This is a genomic window from Deinococcus sp. KSM4-11, from assembly GCF_004801415.1.
Lineage (GTDB): Bacteria > Deinococcota > Deinococci > Deinococcales > Deinococcaceae > Deinococcus.
Map to the genome: position 1 here is coordinate 172,612 of NZ_SSNX01000007.1, position 21,355 is coordinate 193,966.

The 21,355-nt window shown below is 69.8% G+C and carries 15 protein-coding genes; 12 read left to right on the top strand and 3 right to left on the bottom strand.

What is annotated here, in order from left to right; all coding sequences use genetic code 11:
* The first annotated feature begins 27 nt into the window (after positions 1 to 27).
* From E7T09_RS17635 to E7T09_RS17650, 4 genes are all read left to right on the top strand, one after another.
* Positions 28 to 1,710: an ABC transporter substrate-binding protein gene (locus tag E7T09_RS17635; RefSeq protein WP_136390497.1), complete on the top strand. Its 1,683-nt coding sequence runs from the start codon at positions 28 to 30 to the stop codon at positions 1,708 to 1,710.
* 55 nt (positions 1,711 to 1,765) lie between these two features.
* Positions 1,766 to 3,292 carry a serine hydrolase gene (locus E7T09_RS17640; RefSeq protein WP_136390498.1) on the top strand — a complete coding sequence of 509 codons (1,527 nt, stop codon included), beginning with the start codon at positions 1,766 to 1,768 and terminating at the stop codon, positions 3,290 to 3,292.
* A 124-nt stretch (positions 3,293 to 3,416) separates the two neighbouring features.
* Complete coding sequence (locus E7T09_RS17645; RefSeq protein ID WP_136390499.1) at positions 3,417 to 5,090, top strand: amidohydrolase family protein; 1,674 nt, start codon at positions 3,417 to 3,419, stop codon at positions 5,088 to 5,090.
* A gap of 9 nt (positions 5,091 to 5,099) precedes the next feature.
* Positions 5,100 to 5,933, top strand: a complete 834-nt coding sequence (locus E7T09_RS17650; RefSeq protein WP_136390500.1) for a MurR/RpiR family transcriptional regulator — start codon at positions 5,100 to 5,102, stop codon at positions 5,931 to 5,933.
* A 341-nt stretch (positions 5,934 to 6,274) separates the two neighbouring features.
* Here the strand turns inward: E7T09_RS17650 and E7T09_RS17655 are convergent, their stop codons facing one another.
* Both E7T09_RS17655 and E7T09_RS17660 read right to left on the bottom strand, forming a co-directional pair.
* On the bottom strand, positions 6,275 to 7,777 hold the full coding sequence (locus E7T09_RS17655) for a PQQ-binding-like beta-propeller repeat protein (protein ID WP_136390501.1): 1,503 nt from the start codon (positions 7,775 to 7,777) through the stop codon (positions 6,275 to 6,277).
* Between the two features lie 74 nt (positions 7,778 to 7,851).
* On the bottom strand, positions 7,852 to 8,328 hold the full coding sequence (locus E7T09_RS17660) for a hypothetical protein (protein WP_136390502.1): 477 nt from the start codon (positions 8,326 to 8,328) through the stop codon (positions 7,852 to 7,854).
* A gap of 242 nt (positions 8,329 to 8,570) precedes the next feature.
* Between E7T09_RS17660 and E7T09_RS17665 the strand changes: the two genes are divergently transcribed.
* On the top strand, positions 8,571 to 10,970 hold the full coding sequence (locus E7T09_RS17665; RefSeq protein WP_136390503.1) for a LuxR C-terminal-related transcriptional regulator: 2,400 nt from the start codon (positions 8,571 to 8,573) through the stop codon (positions 10,968 to 10,970).
* Between the two features lie 13 nt (positions 10,971 to 10,983).
* Here E7T09_RS17665 and E7T09_RS17670 read toward each other — a convergent pair whose 3' ends face one another.
* Positions 10,984 to 12,213: a PD40 domain-containing protein gene (locus tag E7T09_RS17670; RefSeq protein ID WP_136390504.1), complete on the bottom strand. Its 1,230-nt coding sequence runs from the start codon at positions 12,211 to 12,213 to the stop codon at positions 10,984 to 10,986.
* A gap of 187 nt (positions 12,214 to 12,400) precedes the next feature.
* Between E7T09_RS17670 and E7T09_RS17675 the strand changes: the two genes are divergently transcribed.
* The 7 genes from E7T09_RS17675 to E7T09_RS17705 all read left to right on the top strand — a co-directional run bounded on the left by E7T09_RS17675 (position 12,401) and on the right by E7T09_RS17705 (position 21,354).
* Positions 12,401 to 15,478: a tetratricopeptide repeat protein gene (locus E7T09_RS17675; RefSeq protein WP_240741870.1), complete on the top strand. Its 3,078-nt coding sequence runs from the start codon at positions 12,401 to 12,403 to the stop codon at positions 15,476 to 15,478.
* Positions 15,479 to 15,485: 7 nt separating this feature from the next.
* Complete coding sequence (locus tag E7T09_RS22595) at positions 15,486 to 15,761, top strand: zinc ribbon domain-containing protein (RefSeq protein ID WP_168734918.1); 276 nt, start codon at positions 15,486 to 15,488, stop codon at positions 15,759 to 15,761.
* Positions 15,762 to 15,846: 85 nt separating this feature from the next.
* On the top strand, positions 15,847 to 17,172 hold the full coding sequence (locus E7T09_RS17685) for a carboxypeptidase-like regulatory domain-containing protein (RefSeq protein WP_136390505.1): 1,326 nt from the start codon (positions 15,847 to 15,849) through the stop codon (positions 17,170 to 17,172).
* Between the two features lie 92 nt (positions 17,173 to 17,264).
* The gene (locus E7T09_RS17690) at positions 17,265 to 18,002 is read left to right on the top strand and encodes an SDR family oxidoreductase (RefSeq protein ID WP_136390506.1); all 738 of its coding nucleotides are present in this window, start codon (positions 17,265 to 17,267) and stop codon (positions 18,000 to 18,002) included.
* A 385-nt stretch (positions 18,003 to 18,387) separates the two neighbouring features.
* On the top strand, positions 18,388 to 19,617 hold the full coding sequence (locus E7T09_RS17695; RefSeq protein WP_205747045.1) for a sugar ABC transporter substrate-binding protein: 1,230 nt from the start codon (positions 18,388 to 18,390) through the stop codon (positions 19,615 to 19,617).
* A complete protein-coding gene (locus tag E7T09_RS17700; RefSeq protein WP_240741871.1) occupies positions 19,614 to 20,522 on the top strand; it encodes a carbohydrate ABC transporter permease in 909 nt (302 codons plus the stop codon). The genes E7T09_RS17695 and E7T09_RS17700 overlap by 4 nt, the downstream gene beginning before the upstream one ends.
* Positions 20,512 to 21,354 carry a carbohydrate ABC transporter permease gene (locus tag E7T09_RS17705; protein WP_136390507.1) on the top strand — a complete coding sequence of 281 codons (843 nt, stop codon included), beginning with the start codon at positions 20,512 to 20,514 and terminating at the stop codon, positions 21,352 to 21,354. The genes E7T09_RS17700 and E7T09_RS17705 overlap by 11 nt, the downstream gene beginning before the upstream one ends.
* Position 21,355 lies beyond the last annotated feature (1 nt).

The window sequence follows — 21,355 nt, forward strand, 5'->3', positions numbered from 1 at the left end:
GTCTCCCTATTTTCTGGAGGTCATGCCATGAACCGACGCATTATTCCCCTCACCCTGGCCCTGTGCAGCCCCGCGGCCCTCGCCACTCCTAAGGACACGCTGGTGTACCAGATTCCCTCGGCCATCGCCGCCCTGGAACCCGCGCAGGCAGTCACCGGCTACGACGTGCTGGTGGTGCAGCAGATGTACGAGGCGCTGTACCGCAACGAGTTCGGCACGTACAAGCCCCAGCTCGCCACGGGCTACACCCAGAGCAAGGACGGCAAGACCACGACCTTCACCCTGCGCCGCGGCGTGAAGTTCCACGACGGCTCGGCCATGACCTGCATGGACGCCGAATACTCGCTGCGCCGCACGCTGCTGGTGGGCAATGAGACTTCGCAGGCGGCGCAGATCCGCGCGAGCGTGCTCGGGATCGGCAGCTTCACCCCCGACATCAAGAAGACCTTCACCTTCAACAAGCTCGCCAGCGCCGTGAAGTGCACCGCAGCCGGGCAGCTCGTGCTGACCCTCGACCGCAACGTGCCCAGCCTGATCGACTCGGTGACGCAGGCCTACGTCGTGCCGATGAGGGCGCTGGTGGCGGCAGGTGACTGGAGCGGCACCGCGAAGGACTTCGACGCCTGGGTCGGCAAGGACGTGTCGAACTCGGCGCTGGCGCAGAAACCCGACGGTACCGGGGCCTACACCCTGGTGTCGCGCGATCCCAGCCGCCTGATCTTCCGGGCCTTCGACGGCTACTGGGGCGGGGTGCCGGCCCTCAAGAACGTGATCCTCCAGAAGGTGGACAGCGACACCGCCCGCGTGCTGGCCGTTCAGAAGGGCGACGCCGACATCATCGCCGTACCGGACCGCGACACGCTGGCCAAGCTGCGCGGCGCGGCGGGCGTGAAGGTGTACGAGACCCTGCCGCAGCAGCTCCAGTCGCAGATCGTCACGATGGTGATGTTCAACCAGAACATCCAGGACGGCGGCCGTCTGCCGGCTGGACAGCTGGCCGAGAACAACGTGCCCGTCAACTTCTTCTCGGACATCCACGTCCGCAAGGCCTTCGCGGCGGCCTTCGACACCCAGACCTTCGTGCGCGACGCGCTCCAGGGCAAGGGCCTGGCGCTGAACTCCTCGCTGCCGTACAACAGCTGGGCCAACGACACGACCCTGCGGCCCGGCGCCTTCAACCTGAAGACTGCCGAGGCGGAATTCAAGCTGGCCTTCGGCGGCAAGCTGTGGACCACCGGCTTCACGCTGCCCGCCATCACCATCGCCGGCCAGGGCCTGAGCGAGGTGGTCTCTGGGATCATCAAGCAGAACATCGAGGCGCTCAACCCCAGGTTCCACGTGCAGGTCAGCAACGGCGAACTCAGCTCGCTGAACGCCTCGCTGCTGGGCGGCAAACTCACGGTCGTGCCGCTGACCTGGGGCGGCGCCGACCCGGACACCGTGCTGCGCGGCCTGTACGGCAGCGACGGCATCCTGTCCACCGCCCTGGGCATCAGGGACACCAAACTCCAGACCCTGCTCGACCAGGGCCGCGACACGGTGGGCCAGACCGCCCGCAAGCCGATCTACCGCACCATCCTGAGCTACGTCGGCCAGCAGGCCTACGGGTTCCCGCTCCAGGTCTCGCAGGGCTTTGGCGCCACCGCCGCCGACCTCAAGGGCTTCGAGGAGTTCAACAAGTCCAACCTCTTCAGCAAGCTGTCGAAGTAGGCCGGCCGCTACGTCACGCCCCGCCCGTTCCCGCCTCTCTCCAAGGAGCCCCGTCATGACTGCACCCACCGCGACCCCCTCCAGCGCTCAGCTTGCCGCCGCCTTCGAGGCCGAGGCGAGGCGCCTGCACCGCGAGTTCCGGACGCCCGGCGTGAGCCTGGCCCTGCTGCTCCCCGGCGGCGACTACTTCGTCAATCTGGGCGTGGCCAGTCTGGAGACGAACCAGCCCGTCACCGAGGACACCATCTTCCAGATCGGCAGCACCACCAAGACCCTGACCTCGCTCGTGTGCTCGACCCTGGTGGCCGAGGGCAAGCTCGACCTGGATGGACGCGTGCGCGAGTACCTGCCCGATTTCAAGCTCCGGGACGAGCACGCGGCCGAGCACGCCACGGTGCGTGATCTGCTGACCCACCAGGGCGGCTGGCTGGGCGACCTCTTCGAGGACACCGGCGACGGCGACGACGCGCTGGCGCGCGGGCTCGACAAGCTGGCCGACTCCCCGCAGATGGTGCCGCTGCGGGGGCACTGGAGCTACAACAACGCGGGCTTCTTCGTCGCCGGGCGGATCATCGAGGTGCTCACCGGACAGACGTGGGAGCAGACCGTGACCGAGCGCGTCTTCACGCCGCTGGGCATGGACCACAGCTTCTTCTTCGCCAACCAGATCATGACGTGGCGCTTCGCCGTCGGCTACAACAAGATCGGCGAGGAGTTCAAGCCGCAGCGCCCGTGGATGATGATGCGCTCGGCGGCCCCGGCGGGCAGCACGTGCTCCTCGACCGCCGTCGACATGGCGAAATACGCCCACTACATCATGGAGGGCACCATGAACCCGCGGCCCGCGCCGGACGTCAAGGCCGAGGGAGGTAAGGCGGATCAGGACGCCGCGCCGGCCGAGGCGGCGCCGCCCACAGCCCCCGCCGCGCCGATCCTGGCATCCGTGGATCGCCACAGCCTGTGGGCCACGCGCATCCCCATCGGCAACGCCTTCAACGGCTTTCCCGGCGAGCGAGGGCAGATGGGCCAGAGCTGGTTCGTGGACGACTACGGCCATACCACGATCCTGAGCCACGGAGGCACGACGGTAGGCCACCAGTCGGACTTCTGGGTGTCGCCGGACCGGCAGGTGGGCTTCATCTCGCTGACCAACGGCAGCAACGGCCACGCCCTGAACCGCCAGCTCAGCGAGTGGGTCAAGCGCGAGGTGCTGGGCCTCATGGCCCCCGAGCTCGGCTCGCACGAGCACGACGAGGCTGGCCTGGCCGACTTCACAGGCGTGTACGACGTGGTCGGCCAGACCTACACGCTGGAGGTCAGTGCGCAGAATGGAGCGCTGGTCGTCCGCATGCCGGATCCGGCCTCGGGCGGCACCCTCGACCTGGGCCTGACCTTCATCGAACCCGAGCGGGCCGTGATCGCGGACGGGAATTATGCCGGTCTGGGCGTCGAGTTCCTGCGGAATGGCAGCGGCGCCGTGGACTTCATGCGCTTCGGCGGGCGTATCTACCCACGTCAGGTGCAGGCGCAGGCCACACCCGACAGCGCCCAGCCCACCCCCGAGGTCGTGTCACAGGTATGAGACCCACTTCAGGTGAGTCGCAGACGAACCCGAGTGAAGCGAGAAGAAGTCACATGTTGGACTGGAGCGGTGGAAAGCCATCCCGATCTGTCCACGGGATGGCTTGGAATCGCGGAAGGCCAGCATGAACCGGGTGTGGATCACCGGGGGCACAGTGATCGACGGCAGCAGCGCTCCCGGTCGGCGGGCCGACGTGCTGATCGAGGGCGACCGGATCGCCCGCATCGCGGAATCCGGCGGCCCCGTGCCCGATGGGGCGGAGGTCGTGGACGCTGCCGGGATGGCCGTGGCCCCTGGCTTCATCGACGTGATGAGCCACTCGGTCTCGACCCTGCTGCACGATGGCCTGAGCGTGGGGAAGGTCACGCAGGGGGTGAGCACCGAGATCATGGGGGAGGGCTGGACGCCTGCCCCGGCGGTGCCCGGCCAGCCCCACGGCTTTCCCGTCCACGGCCTGCCCGGCGAGGACGAGGGATGGGCCCAGCGCTCGAAGGGCTGGACGCGCTTCGGCGACTGGCTGTCCGCCCAGGAGACCGTCGGCGCCGCGGTGAACTTCGGCTCGTTCATCGGTGGGGCGACGGTGCGCGAGTACGCGCGCGGCTACGCCGAGGGGGAGAGCAGCCCGGAGCAGCTGGCCGAGATGCGCCGGGTGGTGCGCGAGGCGATGGAGGACGGCGCCTACGGTCTGGCCACCGCGCTGATCTACCCGCCCGGCAGCTACGCGGACACGGATGAACTGGTGGCGCTGTGCGAGGAGGTCGCGGCGTACGGCGGCATCTACATCACGCACATGCGCTCGGAAGGGGAGGCGATCCTGGACGGGCTGGAGGAGGCGCTGGAGATCACCGCCCGATCCGGCGCCCGGCTGCACGTGTACCACCTCAAGGCCGCCGGACGCCCGGCGTGGCCGAAGATGCAGCAGGTGATCGACCGGGTGAACGCCGAACGGGCGGCGGGCCGTGACATCCACGCCGACCTGTACCTGTACACCGCCGGGGGCACCGGCCTGTCGTCGGTCACGCCGCCCTGGGCCAGCGAGGGCAACCGGCTGGTCGAGCGGCTGCGCGACCCTGGCGAGCGCGCGAAGATCCGGGCGGCCATCCTCGACCCGGACGGCACGTGGGAACCGCTCGGCAACCTGGCGGGGCCGCAGGGAGTGATGCCCGTCGGCCTGAGACGCCCGGAGAACCGCCCTTACAAGGGGCTCTCGCTGGCGCAGATCGCTGAGCAGCGCGGCCAGCACTGGATCGACGCGGCCCTTGATCTGCTGGAGACCGAGCAGAACCGGGTGGGCAGCCTGTACCACCTGATGTCCGAGGACAACATCGAGCTCCAGCTGCGCCAGCCGTGGGTGATGCTGGGATCGGACGCCGCCGGCTCCGATCCCACGCAGCTTTCCGAGGACGAGTTGGGCGGCCATCCCCGGTCGTTCGGGAACTTCACCCGCCTGCTGGCCGTGTATGTCCGCGAGCGCGGCGTGCTGAGCCTGGAGGAAGCGGTACACCGCATGACCGGCCTGCCCGCCGAGCATTTCCGCCTGGAGGGGCGCGGCCTGCTGAGGGAAGGCCACTTTGCCGACGTAGTGATCTTCGATCCCCAGACCGTGCGCGACCGGGCGACGTATGCCCACGCCGAACAGCTCTCGGAGGGCGTGCGCGACCTGTGGGTCAACGGCGTGCGCGTGCTCGTGGGCGGCACGCACACGCGGGCGCTGCCGGGCCGCCGCCTGTACGGGCCGGGCGCCGCGCCGCAGCCACAAGCCGCGACGCCGGCCGCTGGTGCCGCCCAGGTGGGTTAGGGTGGGCCGGTGACGTCCGCTCCGCCCGCCACCGCCGCCGACCTGCTGCGCGCCGGCCTGGACAGCTTTGGGCCGCGCGACCGGCAGATCGCCCGCCACTTCATCGACCACCTGGAGGAACTGCCCTTCCTGAGCGCCGGGGAGATCGCCGAGGCCCTGGGAGTGAGCGGCGCGGCGATCACGCGCTTCAGCCAGCGCGTGGGCTTCGAGGGCTACCCGCACCTGCAGCGTTCGGTTCGCCAGGAACTGCGCGCCACCCTGGGCCTCAAGCAGCCGGGACGGCAGGACGCGGTGGTCGCCCGCTACTGGGCCAGCGAACGCGCCAACCTCGACAGCATGGAGGCCATTCCGGAGGATCAGCTGCTGGCCATCGCCCACGCCATTGCCGCCGCGCGGCAGGTGTGGTTGCTGGGCGCGCGGTCGTCGCACGGCCTGGCCCTCACCGCCGAGTACATGCTGTCCTCGTTCCGGCCCCGCGTGCAGGCCTACAGCGCCGACCTGCTGTGCAGCCGCCCCGAGCACCTCTTGGAGATGACCGAGGAGGACGCCGTGCTCGTGTACACGGTGCGGCGCTACAGCCGCGCGACCACGCGGGTGACGACTGCCCTGCGGGAACGCGGCGTGCAGGTGCTGCTGATCACGGATCAGGGGGCCTCGCCCCTGGGCCGGCTCGCCCACCACAGCATCCGCCTGCCCACCCAGGGGTCGGAGGTGATCGCCTCGCTGGCGCCCTTCCTGAGCATCACGTCCCTGATCGCCTCGCTGGTCGCCCGCGCGATGGGCGGAGGCCAACTGGAAGCTGCCGAACGCCTGAAAGCAGAGTTCGGCGTGTACGAATACTGAAGCTGGCGGCCGGTGGCGAGGGCCGCGTTCGGCACCCGCAGGAAACAGGGGATGGTGCCGCCGGTTCGAAGCTTTCGCCTGCGTGTCCGTAAACCGGCACCCAGGACTGCCCCAATGAACAACCCCGCCGGTGAAGGCGGGTGTTCGGTGGTGGAGTCAAGCGGGAACGAACAGCGGAGGCGCGGCTCGGCTTCCCGGTCTTCTGCGGTCTTGCCTCGAGTTCCACGGGAGCGGCATCCCTGCTGTGGGTGCGCGTAAACACATCTGTCGAGCAGAGGCTCTTGGAGCTTCTGGCACCGCGTGAAGGGGCAACCTGCCCCCGGCATCCACGCCGCTCCCAGTCAGCGCCCGGTGTTCGCCTTGGTCTTGCGGAATTTGGGCCACGCGCTGGCGGCCAGGCCGCGCGACACGCTGTAGAAGGCGTACAGGCTGCTGTCGTCGGTGCCCAGGTACAGCGTGCCGTCGGAAGCGATGGCCGGGGAGCTAAAGATGTGCGGGCGGTTGGGGAAGGCGTGCTCCCACTTCACGCTGCCGTCGGCGTTCACGGCCAGCAGCTTGACCGCCTCGGTGGTGTAGTTGGCGTCGGTGGCCACGTACACCGTGCCCTCGGAGCCGATGGCGGCCGTGCTCTGGATCTCGCCGCCGGCCGCGCGGCTCCAGCGGGCACTGCCGTCCGGATTGGTGGCCGTCAGGGTGCCGTCGGTCGAGCCGAAGTACACCGCGCCGTCTGCGCCCAGCACGGGCGACCCACTGAAGCTGCCACTGGCGGGCCTGAGCGTCCAGCGGGTCGTGCCGTCCGGGTTCAGGGCCAGCAGCGTGCTGCCATGCGACACGGCATAGATTTCGCCGCCCTGACCGATGGCCGGTGAACTGTTGATCAGGCCCGCGAAGTTCGCCGACGCCCAGGTCTGGTGCCCGGCCGGATCGAAGGCATACACTTGGCCATCCGCCGCGCCGATGTAGACGGTGCCGTCGGCCGCGCTGGCCGGCGAACTGTTCTGGATGCCCGTGGGCACGGGCATGTCCCAGCGGCGGCTTCCATCCGCATTGACCGCGTGCAGCACGCCGTCCTGCGTGGCGATATAGACGGTGCCGTCGCCGGCCAGCGCGGCCGAATTCCGGCCGAACGCGCCCCCGTAGGTCTCTGTGGCCCACTTCTCGGTTCCGGCCGCGCTGATGGCATACAGCTTCCTGTTTCCGGCGCCCACGTACACGGTGCCGTCCGGGCCGAGGGCCGGCGAGCTGAGCACCGCCCCGCCGACGTTCAGCGCCCACTGCTGGCGGCCCCCTGGAGTCACGGCATAGACCGCGCCGCCGCTCGACCCGATGTAGACGGTGCCGTCCGGAGCCACGGCGGGCGCGCCCTGCAGGTACCCGCTGCCCTTGAAGGCCCACTTCTGTGCGCCGTCCGCATGCACCGTCAGGCGGCCGAGTTCGTGCGCGGTATCGGTGCAGTCGGTGCCCGACACCACCCACACCGAGGCGCTGGCAGCGCTGAAGGCCGTCATGGTCAGCGTGAGGTGTCCAGGGGCGGCGTCGGCCTGCAGGGTCAGCGCCGGATCGCTGGTGCAGCCGGTCACGCTGGCGGGCGCACTGGTCACGCTCAGGGCCAGCGTCCCGCTGCGAAGAATGACGGCGCTTCCGTCGCCCAGGACGTTGAAGCGCTCGGCGTGGCCGTCGCTGATGCCCAGGGCCGAGGACGGCGTGGGTGTGGGCGTCGGCATTGGGGTGGGTATGGGCGTTGGGGTTGGGGTGGGGGCTGGTGTGCCGCCCCCACCGCAGGCGACCAGCGCGGCGGTCAGCAGGAGCAGCAGGGCAGAGGGTGTGCGGGAACGTCGGGTCATGGCTATCACTCCTGGGTCGTCGAGGCGCGGCGGTCAGGGGCCCGTCCATGCGCTGGACGGGCCCCCTGGGGTTCCTACTGGCTGACGGTGACGCGCGTGGCGCGGATGGTCTGTCCGTCCCAGGCGTTCAGCACCTTGCCGTCCAGCGTACTGACCTGCCCGTGCGAGGTGCCCGCGAAGGTCGTGCCGTCGGAGCTGAGTGTCGCGGCGCCCATGATGGTCGCGTAGCCCACTTCCTTCTTCTGGGGGTCATGGGCGAGGCTGGTGAAGGTCACGGTCAGCTGGCCACCCTTGTCTGCCGTCCAGACGCCCAGGCTGACGGAGAGTGCCATCGTCTCGCTGTCCAGCTCGGTTTCGCTGAGGGTGCCGTCGGCGTGCAGCGAGATCATGACCGGGAAGGGGGCGGGGGCGTGGGGATCGGTGACCATCACCTTCCAGGTTCCTACCGCGCTGGGCGTGGCATTGCCCTGGGCGCGGGTCAGGCCCAGACCGGCGGCGGCGATCAGCGAGAGGCTCAGGGCGGCGGTGGTCAGGGTGCGTTTCGCGTTCATGTCGTCCTCCAGGGTTCAGGCGTCACGAACTCCCCCCGCGCCCGTCTTTGACGGCCAGCGCGGCATTTCCGGGTGTTCGTTCTGCCTTGGATCCACAGTACGGACGGACACGAAAACGCACATCGGTGAAATCACGCAGGCCCCCGCCGGGCCATCATGTAGTCGGTGGAGCGCTGCCCCACACGCCGTGTGGCCAGACGTTGTCCTGCGGCCTACACTGACGCCATGCCCGGTGAAATCCAGTGACTGGCACGGCGCTCGGCGCGGCCCGTGTGCCGGTTCCGCTGACGCCGCTGCAGGGACGACAGCACGAACTTCAGGCCCTGCGCGACCTGCTCTCGCGGGCCGACACGCGGCTGGTCAGCGTGATCGGCCCCGGCGGCATCGGCAAGACCCGGCTCGCCCAGGCCGTGGCGCTGGCACTGGGCGACGATTTTCAGGACGGGGTCGTGTGGGTGACCCTGGCCTCCCTGAACGATCCGGCGCTGGTCTGGGCCACGGTCGCCCTGGGGCTGGGCCTGGAGGCCAGCCAGGGGCAGGACGCGGGCACCCTGGGCACCGCCCTGCGCGGCATGGGGCTGCTGCTGGTGCTGGACAACTTCGAGCATCTGGACAGCGCGTCCAGCGGCCTGCCGGAGCTGCTGGGCGCGGCGCCGGGCGTGCGGGTGCTGGTCACCAGCCGCCATCCGCTGCGCCTGCGCGGTGAGCACGAGGTGCGGCTCGACGTGTTCGCCGTTCCGGCCGCCGACGCGGCGCCCGAGGCGCTGGCCCACAACGATGCCGCCCAGCTGTTCGTGACCCGCGCGCAGGACGTGCGGCCGGACTTCCGGCTGGAGGCCACGACCGCTCCCGTGATCCGGGACATCGTGAGGCTGCTGGACGGCTGGCCGCTGGCGCTGGAACTCGCGGCGGCCCGGCTGCGCCTGTTCAGCCCACAGGAGCTGCTGGGCCGGCTGGAACGGCCGCTGGAGGTGCTGCGTGGCGGGCCGCGCGACGCCCTGCCGCACCAGCGCACCCTGCACGACACCCTGCGCTGGAGCGAATCGCTGCTCGGCCCGGAGCTGCGTGGCGTGTTCGCGCGGCTGGCCGTACTCGAGGGCCGTTTTACCGTTGAGGCCGCGCAGGCGGTGGGCGGGGCAACGCTGGACGACCTGGGCGAGCTCGTGGATGAGAGCCTGCTGCGCCGCGTGCCGGACGTTCATCCGGCCGAATTCGTGCTGCTGATCCCGCTGCGCGAGTACGCCCTGGACGTCCTGCGCGGGCAGGGCCTGGAACTGCAGGCGCGGCAGGATCATGCCGAGCACTTCCTGATCCGGGCCGAGCAGACCCCCGCGCGCATGCAGGACGAGGAATCCGAATCCTGGCTGCTCGGCCTGGAACGTGATGTGCCCAATTTCCGCGCGGCCCTTCAGCACTTCTGGGAACGCGACCGCCCGGAACAGGTGGCCCAGCTCGCCTGGGGGCTGTGGAGGCTGTGGGAAAGCCGCGGACGGGTCGAGGAGGGGGCGCAGTGGGCAGAGCGTCTGCTGGATCGGGCCCTGCCCGCTCCGTGGCCCATGCGGCTGGCCGGACTGGCCGGCACGATGCGCTGGCGGCAGGGCCACCTGAGCGCGGCCCGGACGCACTACGGGCGCGCCCTGGAGCTGGCCTGCGAGTCCGGCGACCAGCGGGCCCTCACCGTCAGTCTGAACAACCTGGCGAACGTGGTCGGCGACCTCGGCGATCTCGGCGAATCGCAGCGGCTCTACCGGCAGGCCCTGGATCTCAAACGCCAGCTCGGGGTGGCGCCGAGCAGCCTGGCGATCACCCTCACAAACCTGGGCATCACCCAGCAGCTTGCCGAGGATGCCCGCTCGGCCTGGGAGACCCTTCAGCAGGCGCTGGAGCAGGCCCAGCTCTCGGGGAACGCCAGCCAGGAGGCCCGCGTGATGGGGGCGCTGGGCGCCTGCGCCGTCGATCTGGGCGAGCGCGAGGCGATCCGCGATCTGCGGGTGCGGGCGCTCACCCTGGCGGGCCAGACCGGCAACCGCCTGGCCGCCCTCGGGGTGATCCACGACCTCGGCCTGATGAGCCTGGCGCTCGGGGAACCCCGGCAGGCGCTGGAGTATTTCCAGCAGTCGCTGAGGACGGCCGTGGACGGCGGGTACCTGGAAGACGCCGTGAAGTCGCTGGAGGGCTGCGCGGCGGTCGTCTCTGCGGCCGGGGACGCCCTTCACACCCTGCGGTGGCTCAGCGTGGCCGGACGGCTGCGGGCCGAGCAGGGGCTGACCCTGCACCGGCGTGGGGCCCAGGAGCAGGGGGCCCGGGTGGCGGCGGCCCGCGCCGCGCTGGGGCCGCAGGCCGCCGATCTCGTCGAGCTGCAGGCCCGCTATCCTGGCATCGGTGACCTTCTGGCCGAGGTTCTGAACTGGTCGGCCGCTCCCACACCGGTCTCCGCTCCCGGGTCTCTCACCGGATTGACGTCCCGCGAGACGGACGTGCTGCGCCAACTGGCCAGCGGCCTGAGCGACAAACGCATCGCCTCGGAGCTCGGCATGAGCCCCCGCACGGTGAACTCGCACCTGACGCGCATCTTTTCCAAGCTGAACGTCGGCTCACGGACGGCCGCCGCCCGCTACGCGCTGGATCACGGCCTGGCCTGAGGCCACGCCCGGTTCAGGGGCTCACCCCCCACGCCGGGCTCAGGGCGTCCCGAACCAGGCGGTGCGGCCGGCTGCCGTCGCGGCCCACCAGCCAGATGCCGTCGATGGCCGTTTCGGTGCCGTACTCGAAGGCGATCTGCTGGCCGTCCGGCGACACGCTCAGGGCGTAGGCGAAGTTCTGCGTGAAGTGGGTGAGCTGACGGTCCCTCCCGCTGGCGAGGTCGTGTTCCCAGATGTTGCTGCTCACGGAGGTGAAGCCGTCGGGGCCGAGATCGTCGGTGACGTAGACAAACCCGCTGCCGTCCGGCAGCCACGCCAGCCCCATCAGCTTGGTGACTGTGAGGATGACCCGGCCCGTGGGGGCGCCTTCCCGGCCCAGCCGCACGGAGACGCCATTGGATTCCAGGGCGCTGTACAGGAACTGATCCTGCTTCGCGCGCGTCGTGGCGTATGCCACCATCGGCGGGATGCCGCCCTCGACCAGGGTGTCACCTGTGGCGCCCGCCGGGGGCCGGGCGGCAATCCGGTTCAGGCAGCAGTCCCCGAAGCCGAACAGCAGGGCGCTGCCGTCGGCCTTCCAGCTCAGGTCACGGGCCCCGAACTCGTGCAGGCCGGCGCCGGTCACGTCGATGAAACTCAGGTCGTTCACGCGACCCGGCACCAGCGGGGTTCCGGAACGGATCCAGCGGTGGGTGCCGCTCATGACCACGATGTACGGCGCGTGGCCGGGCACGACCGCCACGTGGTCGAAGCGCACCTTGCCGCTGGCCAGCACGGTCTTGCTGTCTGGCGCCCCCTCCACGTACACGAAAAAAGGGCCGGTGGGATTGGCGGGCTCGGCGGGGCCAGGTGGCGCAATCCGCACGTTCACCGTGACGCTGGCCTGTGGCCCACCCGCCGGGGAAGTCCAGGCGTTCGTGACGCGCCGCAGGTTCTTGCCGTCGCTCTGCACGGTAAACACGTCAGCCTGATACAGGCTGCGGGTCTGGGCGTGGTCACTGACAAAGGCCAGTTCGCGGCCGTCTGGTCTGAAGGCCAGCGTCGGCCAGCCACCCGGACTGGGCAGGGTCAGGATCACGTGGTCGCCGGTGCCGTCCGGGCGGATCACGTGAAGTTGCTTGAGGTGATTCGGCATTTCGGTGGCGTACGCGATCACCCCGCCGGACTCTGCAGGCGCGGCCAGCGCCCCATTCAACACCGCTCCCATGAGCCCCACCGCCGCCCACCGTGTTGCTCCTTTCATCGTCTGTCCTCCTGCCCTTCAGAGTAGACAGGGCGGGGCTCCGACGCATCTGTGAAATCACGGGGGTGCGGCCTGCGGGCCTGGAGCCAGAACACGGTGTCCAGCCGGCGTGCCGTGTTCGGTGCCTGCGCACTTCCCTCCCGTAGCGGAGGGGGATTCGCCTGCTCTATCTTCAGGGCATCCAGTCATGGGAGCAGCGCTCGTCGAGGAACTGAGTCTGAACCTGAGCCGTCTGTCCACGCGGCGGGGCAGTGTGGTGATGGGCCTGTGGGGCGGGGCCGGCGCCGGCAAGAGCTGGATCCTGCGGGAAGCGCGGCGACGTGCTCCCATCCGCAGCCTTGAACTTCCAGCCCACTGGACACCGGCGGCCGTGGTCGCCGCGCTGCCGCAGCCGGCGCGAATGCCCGCGTGGCTTCCCTCTGCGCTGGAACACGTCGCGCGGGGCGAGCTGGACGTGACCTCGACCGCCGACGCGCTGGCCGCCCTGCTGAGCGCCCTCGCGCCGTTCGCCCTGTTCGTCGAGGACCTGCACGAAGCCTCGGAGGACGCCCTGGCCCTCTGGGAAGCCCTCGCCCGGCGGGTCGGCCGCTCCGGGGGAGTAGGCCTCCTGCTGACCTCGCGACGGCCCCTGCCAGACGTGTTCCAGCCCCGGCCCGTTCCACCGCTGACCGAAGAGGACACCGTGGCGCTGCTCGAGGGCGAGCTGGGCACCCGCATGCCCCTGGCGGCCGCCACCTGGGTACACGCGCGCACCCATGGCCATCCGCTGTTCAGCCTGGAATACGTGCGCTTCCTGGTGCAGCAGGGCCACCTGTACAGCGACGGGCGGCGCTGGCACTGGCGCGCGCCGGGCACGGCCCGCCTGCCGTCCAGCGTGGAGGCGCTGATCGCCCACCAACTGGGCGCCGCCCGGCTGAGCGACGCCGCCCGCCGCGTGTGGGAAACGCTCGTCCTGTGTCCACCCGAGGTCTGCGCCGAGGCCGGGCCGACCCTCGCGGACATCCCCCCTGCGCAGTGGGACTGGGCACTGCGCGAGCTGCGGCACGCGGGACTGGTTCGGGAAGATGGGCCCGCCCATCCTCTGTACCGCGAGGTAGCGGCTGGCTTCCTCGGGCTAGCCGAGCGGCGGCGCTGGGCGGCGCGGGCCACGGACGCCCTGGAGGCGTGGGCACCGGTTCTGGCTGCCCAGTTCGTGCCGGACGCGGGCCTGCCGCCGGAGCGCGCCGTGACGCTGCTGCGGCGAGGCGCGTGCGCGGCCGTGCAGGCGGGGCAGCGGCGGGCGGCCGCCACGTTCCTGACCTCGGCCCAGGCTTTGGGGAGTGGCCTGGAGCGCGTGGCGCTGGCACTGGACGCGGCCCGCCTGTGGAGCGCCCTCGATCCGCGGGAGGCGGCCGCCCTCGCGCAGGACATCCTCCGCTCCGAGCCTGAGCATCTGGAGGCGACCTTCCTGCTGGCGGACGCCCTCGTCGCCCAGGGGGACGAGGAGCGGGCCGAGCGGCTGGTGGACGCGCTGGGTGAGGGCGGACGGGAGTGGTTCCTGTCCCGCCTGGCGCTTCACGCCGAGCAGCACCAGTCTCCGGCAGTGCTGGCGCTGTGGCAGGCGTGTCCGCAGTGGCACGACACCGCTCCACCGCACGTCGTGGCGGCGGTCGGTCGGGCCCTGGACTTCACGGGCCGTTCGCACGAGGCCTTGGAGCTGCTGGGCGCCGCACTGCCCGACCCGGGCAGCACAGACGCTGCCGTCCTGTTGATGGCCCGCTGCCGCGCCCACTACGGTGCCGGTCAGCTGCTCAGCGCGGAGGCCGACGCCACGGCCGTGATCGAGCTGGCCACGCCCGACGACTCGCCCATCCTGCTGGCCCGGGCCCTGTCGAGCCGCGCGACCATCCGGGACACGCTCGGCCACTATGCCCTGGCCCTGGCCGACGCCGAGCGCTCGCTGAACCTGTTCGCTGCGCTGGGTGTGGCGCGAGACCACGCGCAGCAGCAGACCCGGCTGGCGTGCCTGCTGCTGGAATACGGCGAGTATGCCCGCGCCGAGGCGCTGCTGCACGAGGGCCGCGAGGTGCTGCGCCGCGCTGAACCCACGCATTTCCTGGCGCTGAGCGAAATGAACCTCGCGTACCTGTACCTGGAACAGAATCCGCCGCACGCGGGCGCGCTGGCCCTGCAGTACGCCCACGCGGGCGTGCACAGTGCCCGCATGGCGGGCAGCCCCCTGATCGTCGCGCAGGCGCTGGGCACCGCCGCGCGCGCCGAGGCGATCCACGGCAGCGCCGCCCGCGCCCTGGCCCTCGCGCACGAGGCGCTGGGTCTGACCGCTCCCGATACACACGACGCCGCGTGGAGCGCCTTCGCCCTGGGCTTCGCCCTGGAGGCCAGCGGCGACGTATCCGGCGCGCTCGACACCTTCCGGGCCGCGGTGCGACACCTCGAGGAGCGGGGCCTGACCGTGTGGGCGGCCCGCTTCGCGCTGGAAGCCGACCGGCTCCGCGGCGACAGCGCGGCGGCGTGTGAGCGCCTCGCCATGTTTCAGGCCCACGACCTGCGCAACTGGGTGAACCTTACCCGGCGCTACTTTCCTGAGCTGGACGCTCCGGCGGCGCTCCCCCAGCCTGCCGCTGGCCTGACCCTCCGCGTGCTCGGCCCGTGGCAGGTGTGGCGTGGGGAACAGCACCTGCCCTTCCGCACGCCGCTGGGCCGCGCCCTGCTGACACAGCTGCTCGGGGCGCGTCTGGAGGGCCGACCGGGTGTCCGGCCGCTCGAATTGCAGCAGGCCCTGTATCCCCACCTGCCCGACGAGCAGGCCGCGCCGGCGCTGCACCAGCTCATCTACCGCACCCGTCAGACGCTCGGATCGGACGCGGTCGTGCTGACCGACGCCGGGTACGCGCTGGGCGATGTGCAGACGGATGCCGAGCTCTTCTTGCAGAGCGGAGACGTGGCGCTGTGGCGCGGGCCGCTCCTGGACAGCGAGGGGCTGGGCACGGCGGCCGACCGCCTCCATCTCCGCCTGCGGGCCAGCGCGCTGGAACGGGCCTCCGCCGGCGACAGCGCAGAGCTGGCACGGATCGGACCCCTGCTGGTGCGCGAGGATCCCTTCGATCTCGCCGTTCTGGAGCTGACCTTGACGGCCCTGGCGGCCAGTGGACAGGGGCGCGCTGCCCACGCGTTGCAGCGCGACGTGAGGGCACGCTTCGCCGAGGTCGGGGAGCCCGTTCCTGCTGCTCTGGACGCCATCCCCTCTGTCCCCCGCAAGTCGTGAGTCTGGTGTGAGCGACCCGCACCGACGATGGGGGAGGAGGTCAGCCCTGCCGCACACCGCTGGTTATGTCCTGTGCCCCCACTGCTGGCGGGCCGTCCCTGCCCGGCTGGACGAGCGCTACTGCGTGAACGACGGCACGCGCCTGCTCAGCGCCTGCGCGACCTGCGGCCGGGCGATCGCCTCGCCGTACGCCCGGTACTGTCCGGGCTGCGGACAACCCTACGGCGCGCTTCATCCGGACGCCTCCCTGTCACCCCAGTCCACCCTCCGGAGACAGCCATGACCCGCGACATGGCCGTCATTGACCCCCACCTGGAGTGGGCACCTCCCGCCCCATCACCGTCTCACGTTCATCACAAGGACCTGCCATGCCACGAACCCTGATTCTCCTGACCGTCCTCCTGTCGTCGGCCGCGCTGGCCGCCGGGCCGAAGTCCACCCTGGTGGACGCCACCTTCATCGACGGGGCGCAGGTGCTGACCGGCTCGGCGGATGTCAAGGATTTCGCGGGGTCAATCGGCAAGGTCGCGCAGGCGGCGGGCGGCCCCTGTGCAAAGAGTGAGTACGTGGCCTGGAACACCGTCGCGGGCTTGGAGGCCACCTTCAAGAAGGTGCTGGGCCAGCTCGGCTACACCTACACCCTGCTGAACAAATCGACCGACAGCGGGTACGCGGCCGCGTTCAAACTGAACCAGGGCAAGACCATCGTGGCCGGGATCTGGGCAGAGGCCCAGGGCACCACCGTGCTGGGCTGGTGCACCGTGAAGGTGACGCAGGCGGCACCCCCACCCGTCAAATCCCCCGCCGTCCTGACCCCCACGGCCGCCGCCAGACCGGCGGCCTCCGCACCGGCTCCACAGGCCACCAGGCCGGCCCCCCCCGCGAAGACACCGGCTGCGAAACGCGGGTATGTCAGCGGAATTGTGCTGGATACGCTGGGTCGCCCGCTGCCCGGCGCGGAGGTGTACGTCTACGGCACCACCTTCGCGCAGGGTCAGCGCACGGACTTCCATGTGCAGACCCGAACCGACGGCACGTACTCGATCCGGGTTCCGGACGGCCGCTACCGTGCCGACGCGAAACTTACGAAGGACTTTGCCGGCGCGACCTTCGAGCTGCCCCTGCATCCCGAGAGCGGCTCGGACAGGACGGAGGTGGATTCCAGCGAGGGCGGAACCCTGAACTTCCGCTGGCGGCTGACCGGCAGCAAACCGGGTGGCGGAAGCGACTGGATGTACTTCTACGGCGCGAGTGTGAACCTGAGTTACTGCGGTCTGCCTGCCGGAGCGTACTGCGACGCGCGCTACACGGACATCCCGCCCGGTGTCGCCCCGGAAGGCAGCACGGTGACGCTGACCTTCACGCCGCAGGGCACGCTGGTAGACGGCACCGCAGGGAAGGCGGTGGTCATGACCTTCAAAGCGTCGCCCCTGCGCCTGGATTATCCCAGCGGGCAGGGCGGCGGTCGGCTGACATTGGGGAAAGACTGGCCTTACCAGAGCCAGAACTTCAATGACCTGCCGCTGGGCGTCTACACCATGAGCGCCAGCGCCCAGACGCCCGACGGCCGCAAGGTGCCCCTGAAACTGGGACTGGAGCAGAACGACGTCGAGCACGGCAGCGTGACCCTGAAGTGGTCGGCGTACGACATCACCAAGGGGTTCAAACAGCTCCGGGTGTACATTCGCGACTGAATTGACTGCACGGAGTGCCCCGCGCAGGATCCGCAGGAGTGGAGGAATTCGGCGGCCACCATCCCACCGTTCGTCACATGCCAGGAGGAATCATGCCCGGGAAACTCACAGGAAAGGTCGCGCTCGTGACCGGAGCCAGCGCCGGCATCGGACAAGCCGTCGCCCGCAGCCTCGCCGCGGAAGGGGCCAGCCTGGTGCTGACCGCCCGACGCCAGGAGCGACTTGACGCGCTGGCCTCCGAGCTCCAGAGCCTGGGCACTGGAACGCAGGTGTGGGTCGTCCCCGGTGACGTCCGCGAAGAGGAGACGGCGCAGCGCGCTGTCGAGACGGCCACCCGGTCGGGCGGCCGGCTGGACATCCTCATCAACAACGCCGGAACCGGGAACTACAAGAACCTGGTCGACACGAGCGCTGCGGACTACGACGACATGATGGACACCAACATGCGCTCCACCTTCGTGTTCACGCGCCACGCCGTCCCGGTGATGCAGGCCCAAGGCGCGGGCACGTTGCTGATGATTTCCTCGATGGCCGGCCTGTACGGCTTTGCTGGGGAAGCGGTCTACTGTGCCACCAAGTTCGCACAGGTGGGGTTCGCTCAGGCGCTCGACCGGGAGTTACGGCCGCAGGGCATCAAGGTGGGGGTGATCTGCCCGGGTGGGGTGAAGACCGAGTTTGCGCTTGGGCGTGGACGAACCGAGGAGGGTGTGGCCGCGTCGGGGATGCTTGAGCCGGAGGACGTCGCGGGGGCGGTGCTGCTGGCCTGCACACAGTCGGCGGGCTCGCGGATCATTGAGATCCAGATGCGGACGATGGCCGAAGCGTTGTAGCAAAAGATCCATCCACTGCGCTCCTCGAACCGCCGCATACCGGTTGGTGGTCGAGATCCGAGCGGTGGTGGCCTCCTGGCCGGATCCCGTGGCCCTCGACCATGGATCTGAGTTCGGCTGGCTCAGGGTCTTTGATGGACAGGTGGACGCCGCCGCGCGAGAACTGACGCCGGCGTGTCCAGGCGAACGTGCTGGGGGAGGGCCGCATGCTGGGCTGGGCGGCGATTGCTTGGCCCTGCGACAGGGCGCGTCGGCACCTGGTAGGCGCGGTCGCTGCGTCTGGCAGGATCGGCCACCTCCCAGGAACTACCGGTGGGCGCCGCCTTGACAACTGGCTGAACGCTTCTGATAATGCGCATAATCAAATTGTTCCCCGGAGGATGTCGTGAACCGTACCGGTCTGCTGATCAGCCTGTCTGCCTTTCTGTTGTCGTCCGCCGCCACCGCGCAGACCACCCTGCGCTTCTCCACCTGGGCTGGTGGAGACGGTCTGGCCCTGCTCCAGCAACTCGCCCAGGAATACGGCGCCCAGAACCCGACCGTGAAGGTCAGCGTGGAGGTCACGCCCTTCGCGGACTATGCGCGCAAGGTCGCGGTTCAGCTCGCGTCCGGCGATGGTCCGGATGTCGGCTGGCTGGCCGAGGCGAGCGTGCCCACCTTCCTCGCCAACCGTTCCCTGCTCGACCTCGCCACCTTCAAGACCGATTCGGCCTTCAACGTCGCGGACTTCCCGACGAGTGCGCTGTCCCTGTGGACGCAGGGCAAATCGCTCTACGGCGTGCCCTTCTCGAACTCCCCGTCGGTGCTCTTCTACAACAAAGACCTCTTCAAGCAGGCGGGCGTGGCCGATCCCATGACGCAGTACGCCAAGGGCACGTGGACGTACACATCATTCCGGACGGCGGCCAAGGCCATCAAGGACAAGACCGGTTCCTACGGCGCGCGCATCATGCGTCTGGACATCAAGGCCTGGAACAGCGGCACCCTGCCCGTGCTGTGGTCGAACGGTGGGAACGCCTTCGACGCAAAGCTGAAATGCGCGCTGAACACGCCTGCGAGCGTGCAGGCCTTCCAGCTCATGCACGACATGACCTTCAAGGATCAGTCCGTGCCCCGGCCTGGTGACCAGACGACCTTCCAGGGCGGCAAGCTCGGCATGTACGTCGACAACGTCAGCTTCAGCGCCCAGCTCAAGGACGCGCCCTTCAAGTGGGGCGTGGCGCCCATGCCCAAGGGCAGCGCGGGCCGGATCACCCAGCTCGGCCAGGCCGGATACGTGGTTTTCGCGAAATCGGCACACGCGGCCGAGGGGCAGGCCTTCCTGAAGTTCCTGGCGTCGCCGGCCGTGATGGCCCGTACCGCGAAGTTCTTCCCACCGCCGCGCAAGAGCGTGCTGAACAGTCCTGCCTATCTGGGCAGCAATCCGGCCATTCCGGCCGCCGACGTGAAGACGGCGCTCGTCAGCCAGCTCGCCAGCGCCCGCGTGTTCAAGACCGGCGACAACTACCTGCGGGCCAACGACGTCATCTCCAGCGGCCTCGAGAGCCTGTGCCAGCCGGGCGCCAACGTGGGCAACGTTCTGAATGACATCTGCCGGCAGGTGGACGGCCTGTGACGCGGGCGGCGCGCCTGGGCCGCCCGGCCCTGCGGCGCGCCCAGCGGGAGGCCCTGATGGGTGTGCTGTTCGCCGCGCCGTTCGCCCTGGGCATGCTGCTCGTCGTCATCCTGCCGCTGCTAGGCGTGATGGGCATTTCCCTGACGCAGTGGTCGCTGCTCGACGCGCCCCGCTGGGTGGGCCTGCACAACTACACCCGCCTGGCGGCCGATCCGGCCTTCGTGCGCAGCGCCGGCGTCACGGGCGCCTTCACAGCGGGCATCCTCGTCCTGAACATCAGTGCCGCGCTGGCCCTGGCGACGCTGCTGAACGCCAGGCTGCGCGGCATCGGGCTGTTCCGCACCATCGTCTTCTCGCCGGTCGTGATGCCCGTCGTCGCGTGGGCGCTCGTGTGGAAGTTCCTGCTGCAGCCCGACGGCGCGCTGAACACCTGGCTCTCCCGGCTGGGCACGGGCGAGGTCAACCTGCTGTTCACGCCCAGCACGGCCCTGTGGACGGTCGTCGTGATCGAGGTCATCAAGTCCGTGGGCCTGAACGCCGTGATCTTCCTCAGCGCCTTACAGGGCGTTCCCCCCGAACTGCACGAGGCGGCCCGGCTCGACGGCGCGGGCGCGTGGCAGGTCTTCCGCCGCATCACGCTCCCGCTGATCTCCCCGACCTTCTTCCTGGTGTTCATCGTCACGCTGATCGGCGCCCTGAAGCTGTTCACGCCGGTGTATGTCCTCACCGGCGGCGGCCCGGCCGACGCGACGACCACCCTGATCGTGTACATGTTCAAGCAGGGGTTCCAGTTCTTCGAGTTCGGCTATGCGAGCGCGGTCGCAACCGTGCTGTTCGTGATCGTGTTGGCCCTGACGGTGGCCCAGTGGTCGCTGCGCCGCCGGCTGGTGTTCTATGAGGGCTGAGCGCCCTCCCCGCTGGTCGTGGGCGCTGTACGGGCTGCTCATTCTCGTCAGCCTCCCGTTCCTGCTGCCGCTGCTGTGGCTGCTGCTGTCCGCCTTCAAGACCAGCGCGGCGATCTTCTCCTCCCCATTCGACCTCAGGCCCGCGCACCTGAGCGCCGTGAACTTCCGGCAGGTGTTCCACGACTACCCGTTCGCACGGCAGTACTTCAACAGCGTGTACATCGCCGCCCTGGTCGTGCCGCTCACCATGGGACTCTCCGCCCTGGCCGGGTATGCCTTCGTGCGCCTGCGTTTCCCTGGCCGGGACGCGGTATTCATCCTCACGCTCGTGGCCATGATGGTGCCCAGCGAGCTCACGGCCGTTCCACAGTTCGTGGCGTTCAGCCGCCTCGGTATCACGAATTCACACCTGCCGGTGATCATCACGCAGATCTTCAGCGCGACCGGCGCACTGGCCGTGTTCCTGATGCGCCAGCACTTCATCACCCTTCCTCCGGAACTCGACGACGCCGGCCGGGTGGACGGGCTGGGCACGCTGGGCGTATTCCGGTACATCATGCTGCCCCTGTCGCGGCCTGCGCTGGCCACCGTCGCGATCTTCGCCGTCCTGAACTCCTGGAACGACTACTTCAACCCGCTGATCTACCTCAGCCGCGAGAACCTGCTGACCCTTCCCCTGGCGCTGCAGCGCTTCACGGATCCGCTCGGCGGCGTGTACTGGAACCTCACGCTCGCGGCCGGCGTGCTCGTCGCGCTGCCGGTGCTCCTCACCTTCCTCCTCGCGCAGCGGCAGTTCATCGAGAGCCTCGCTGCCAGCGGCACCAAAGGCTGAC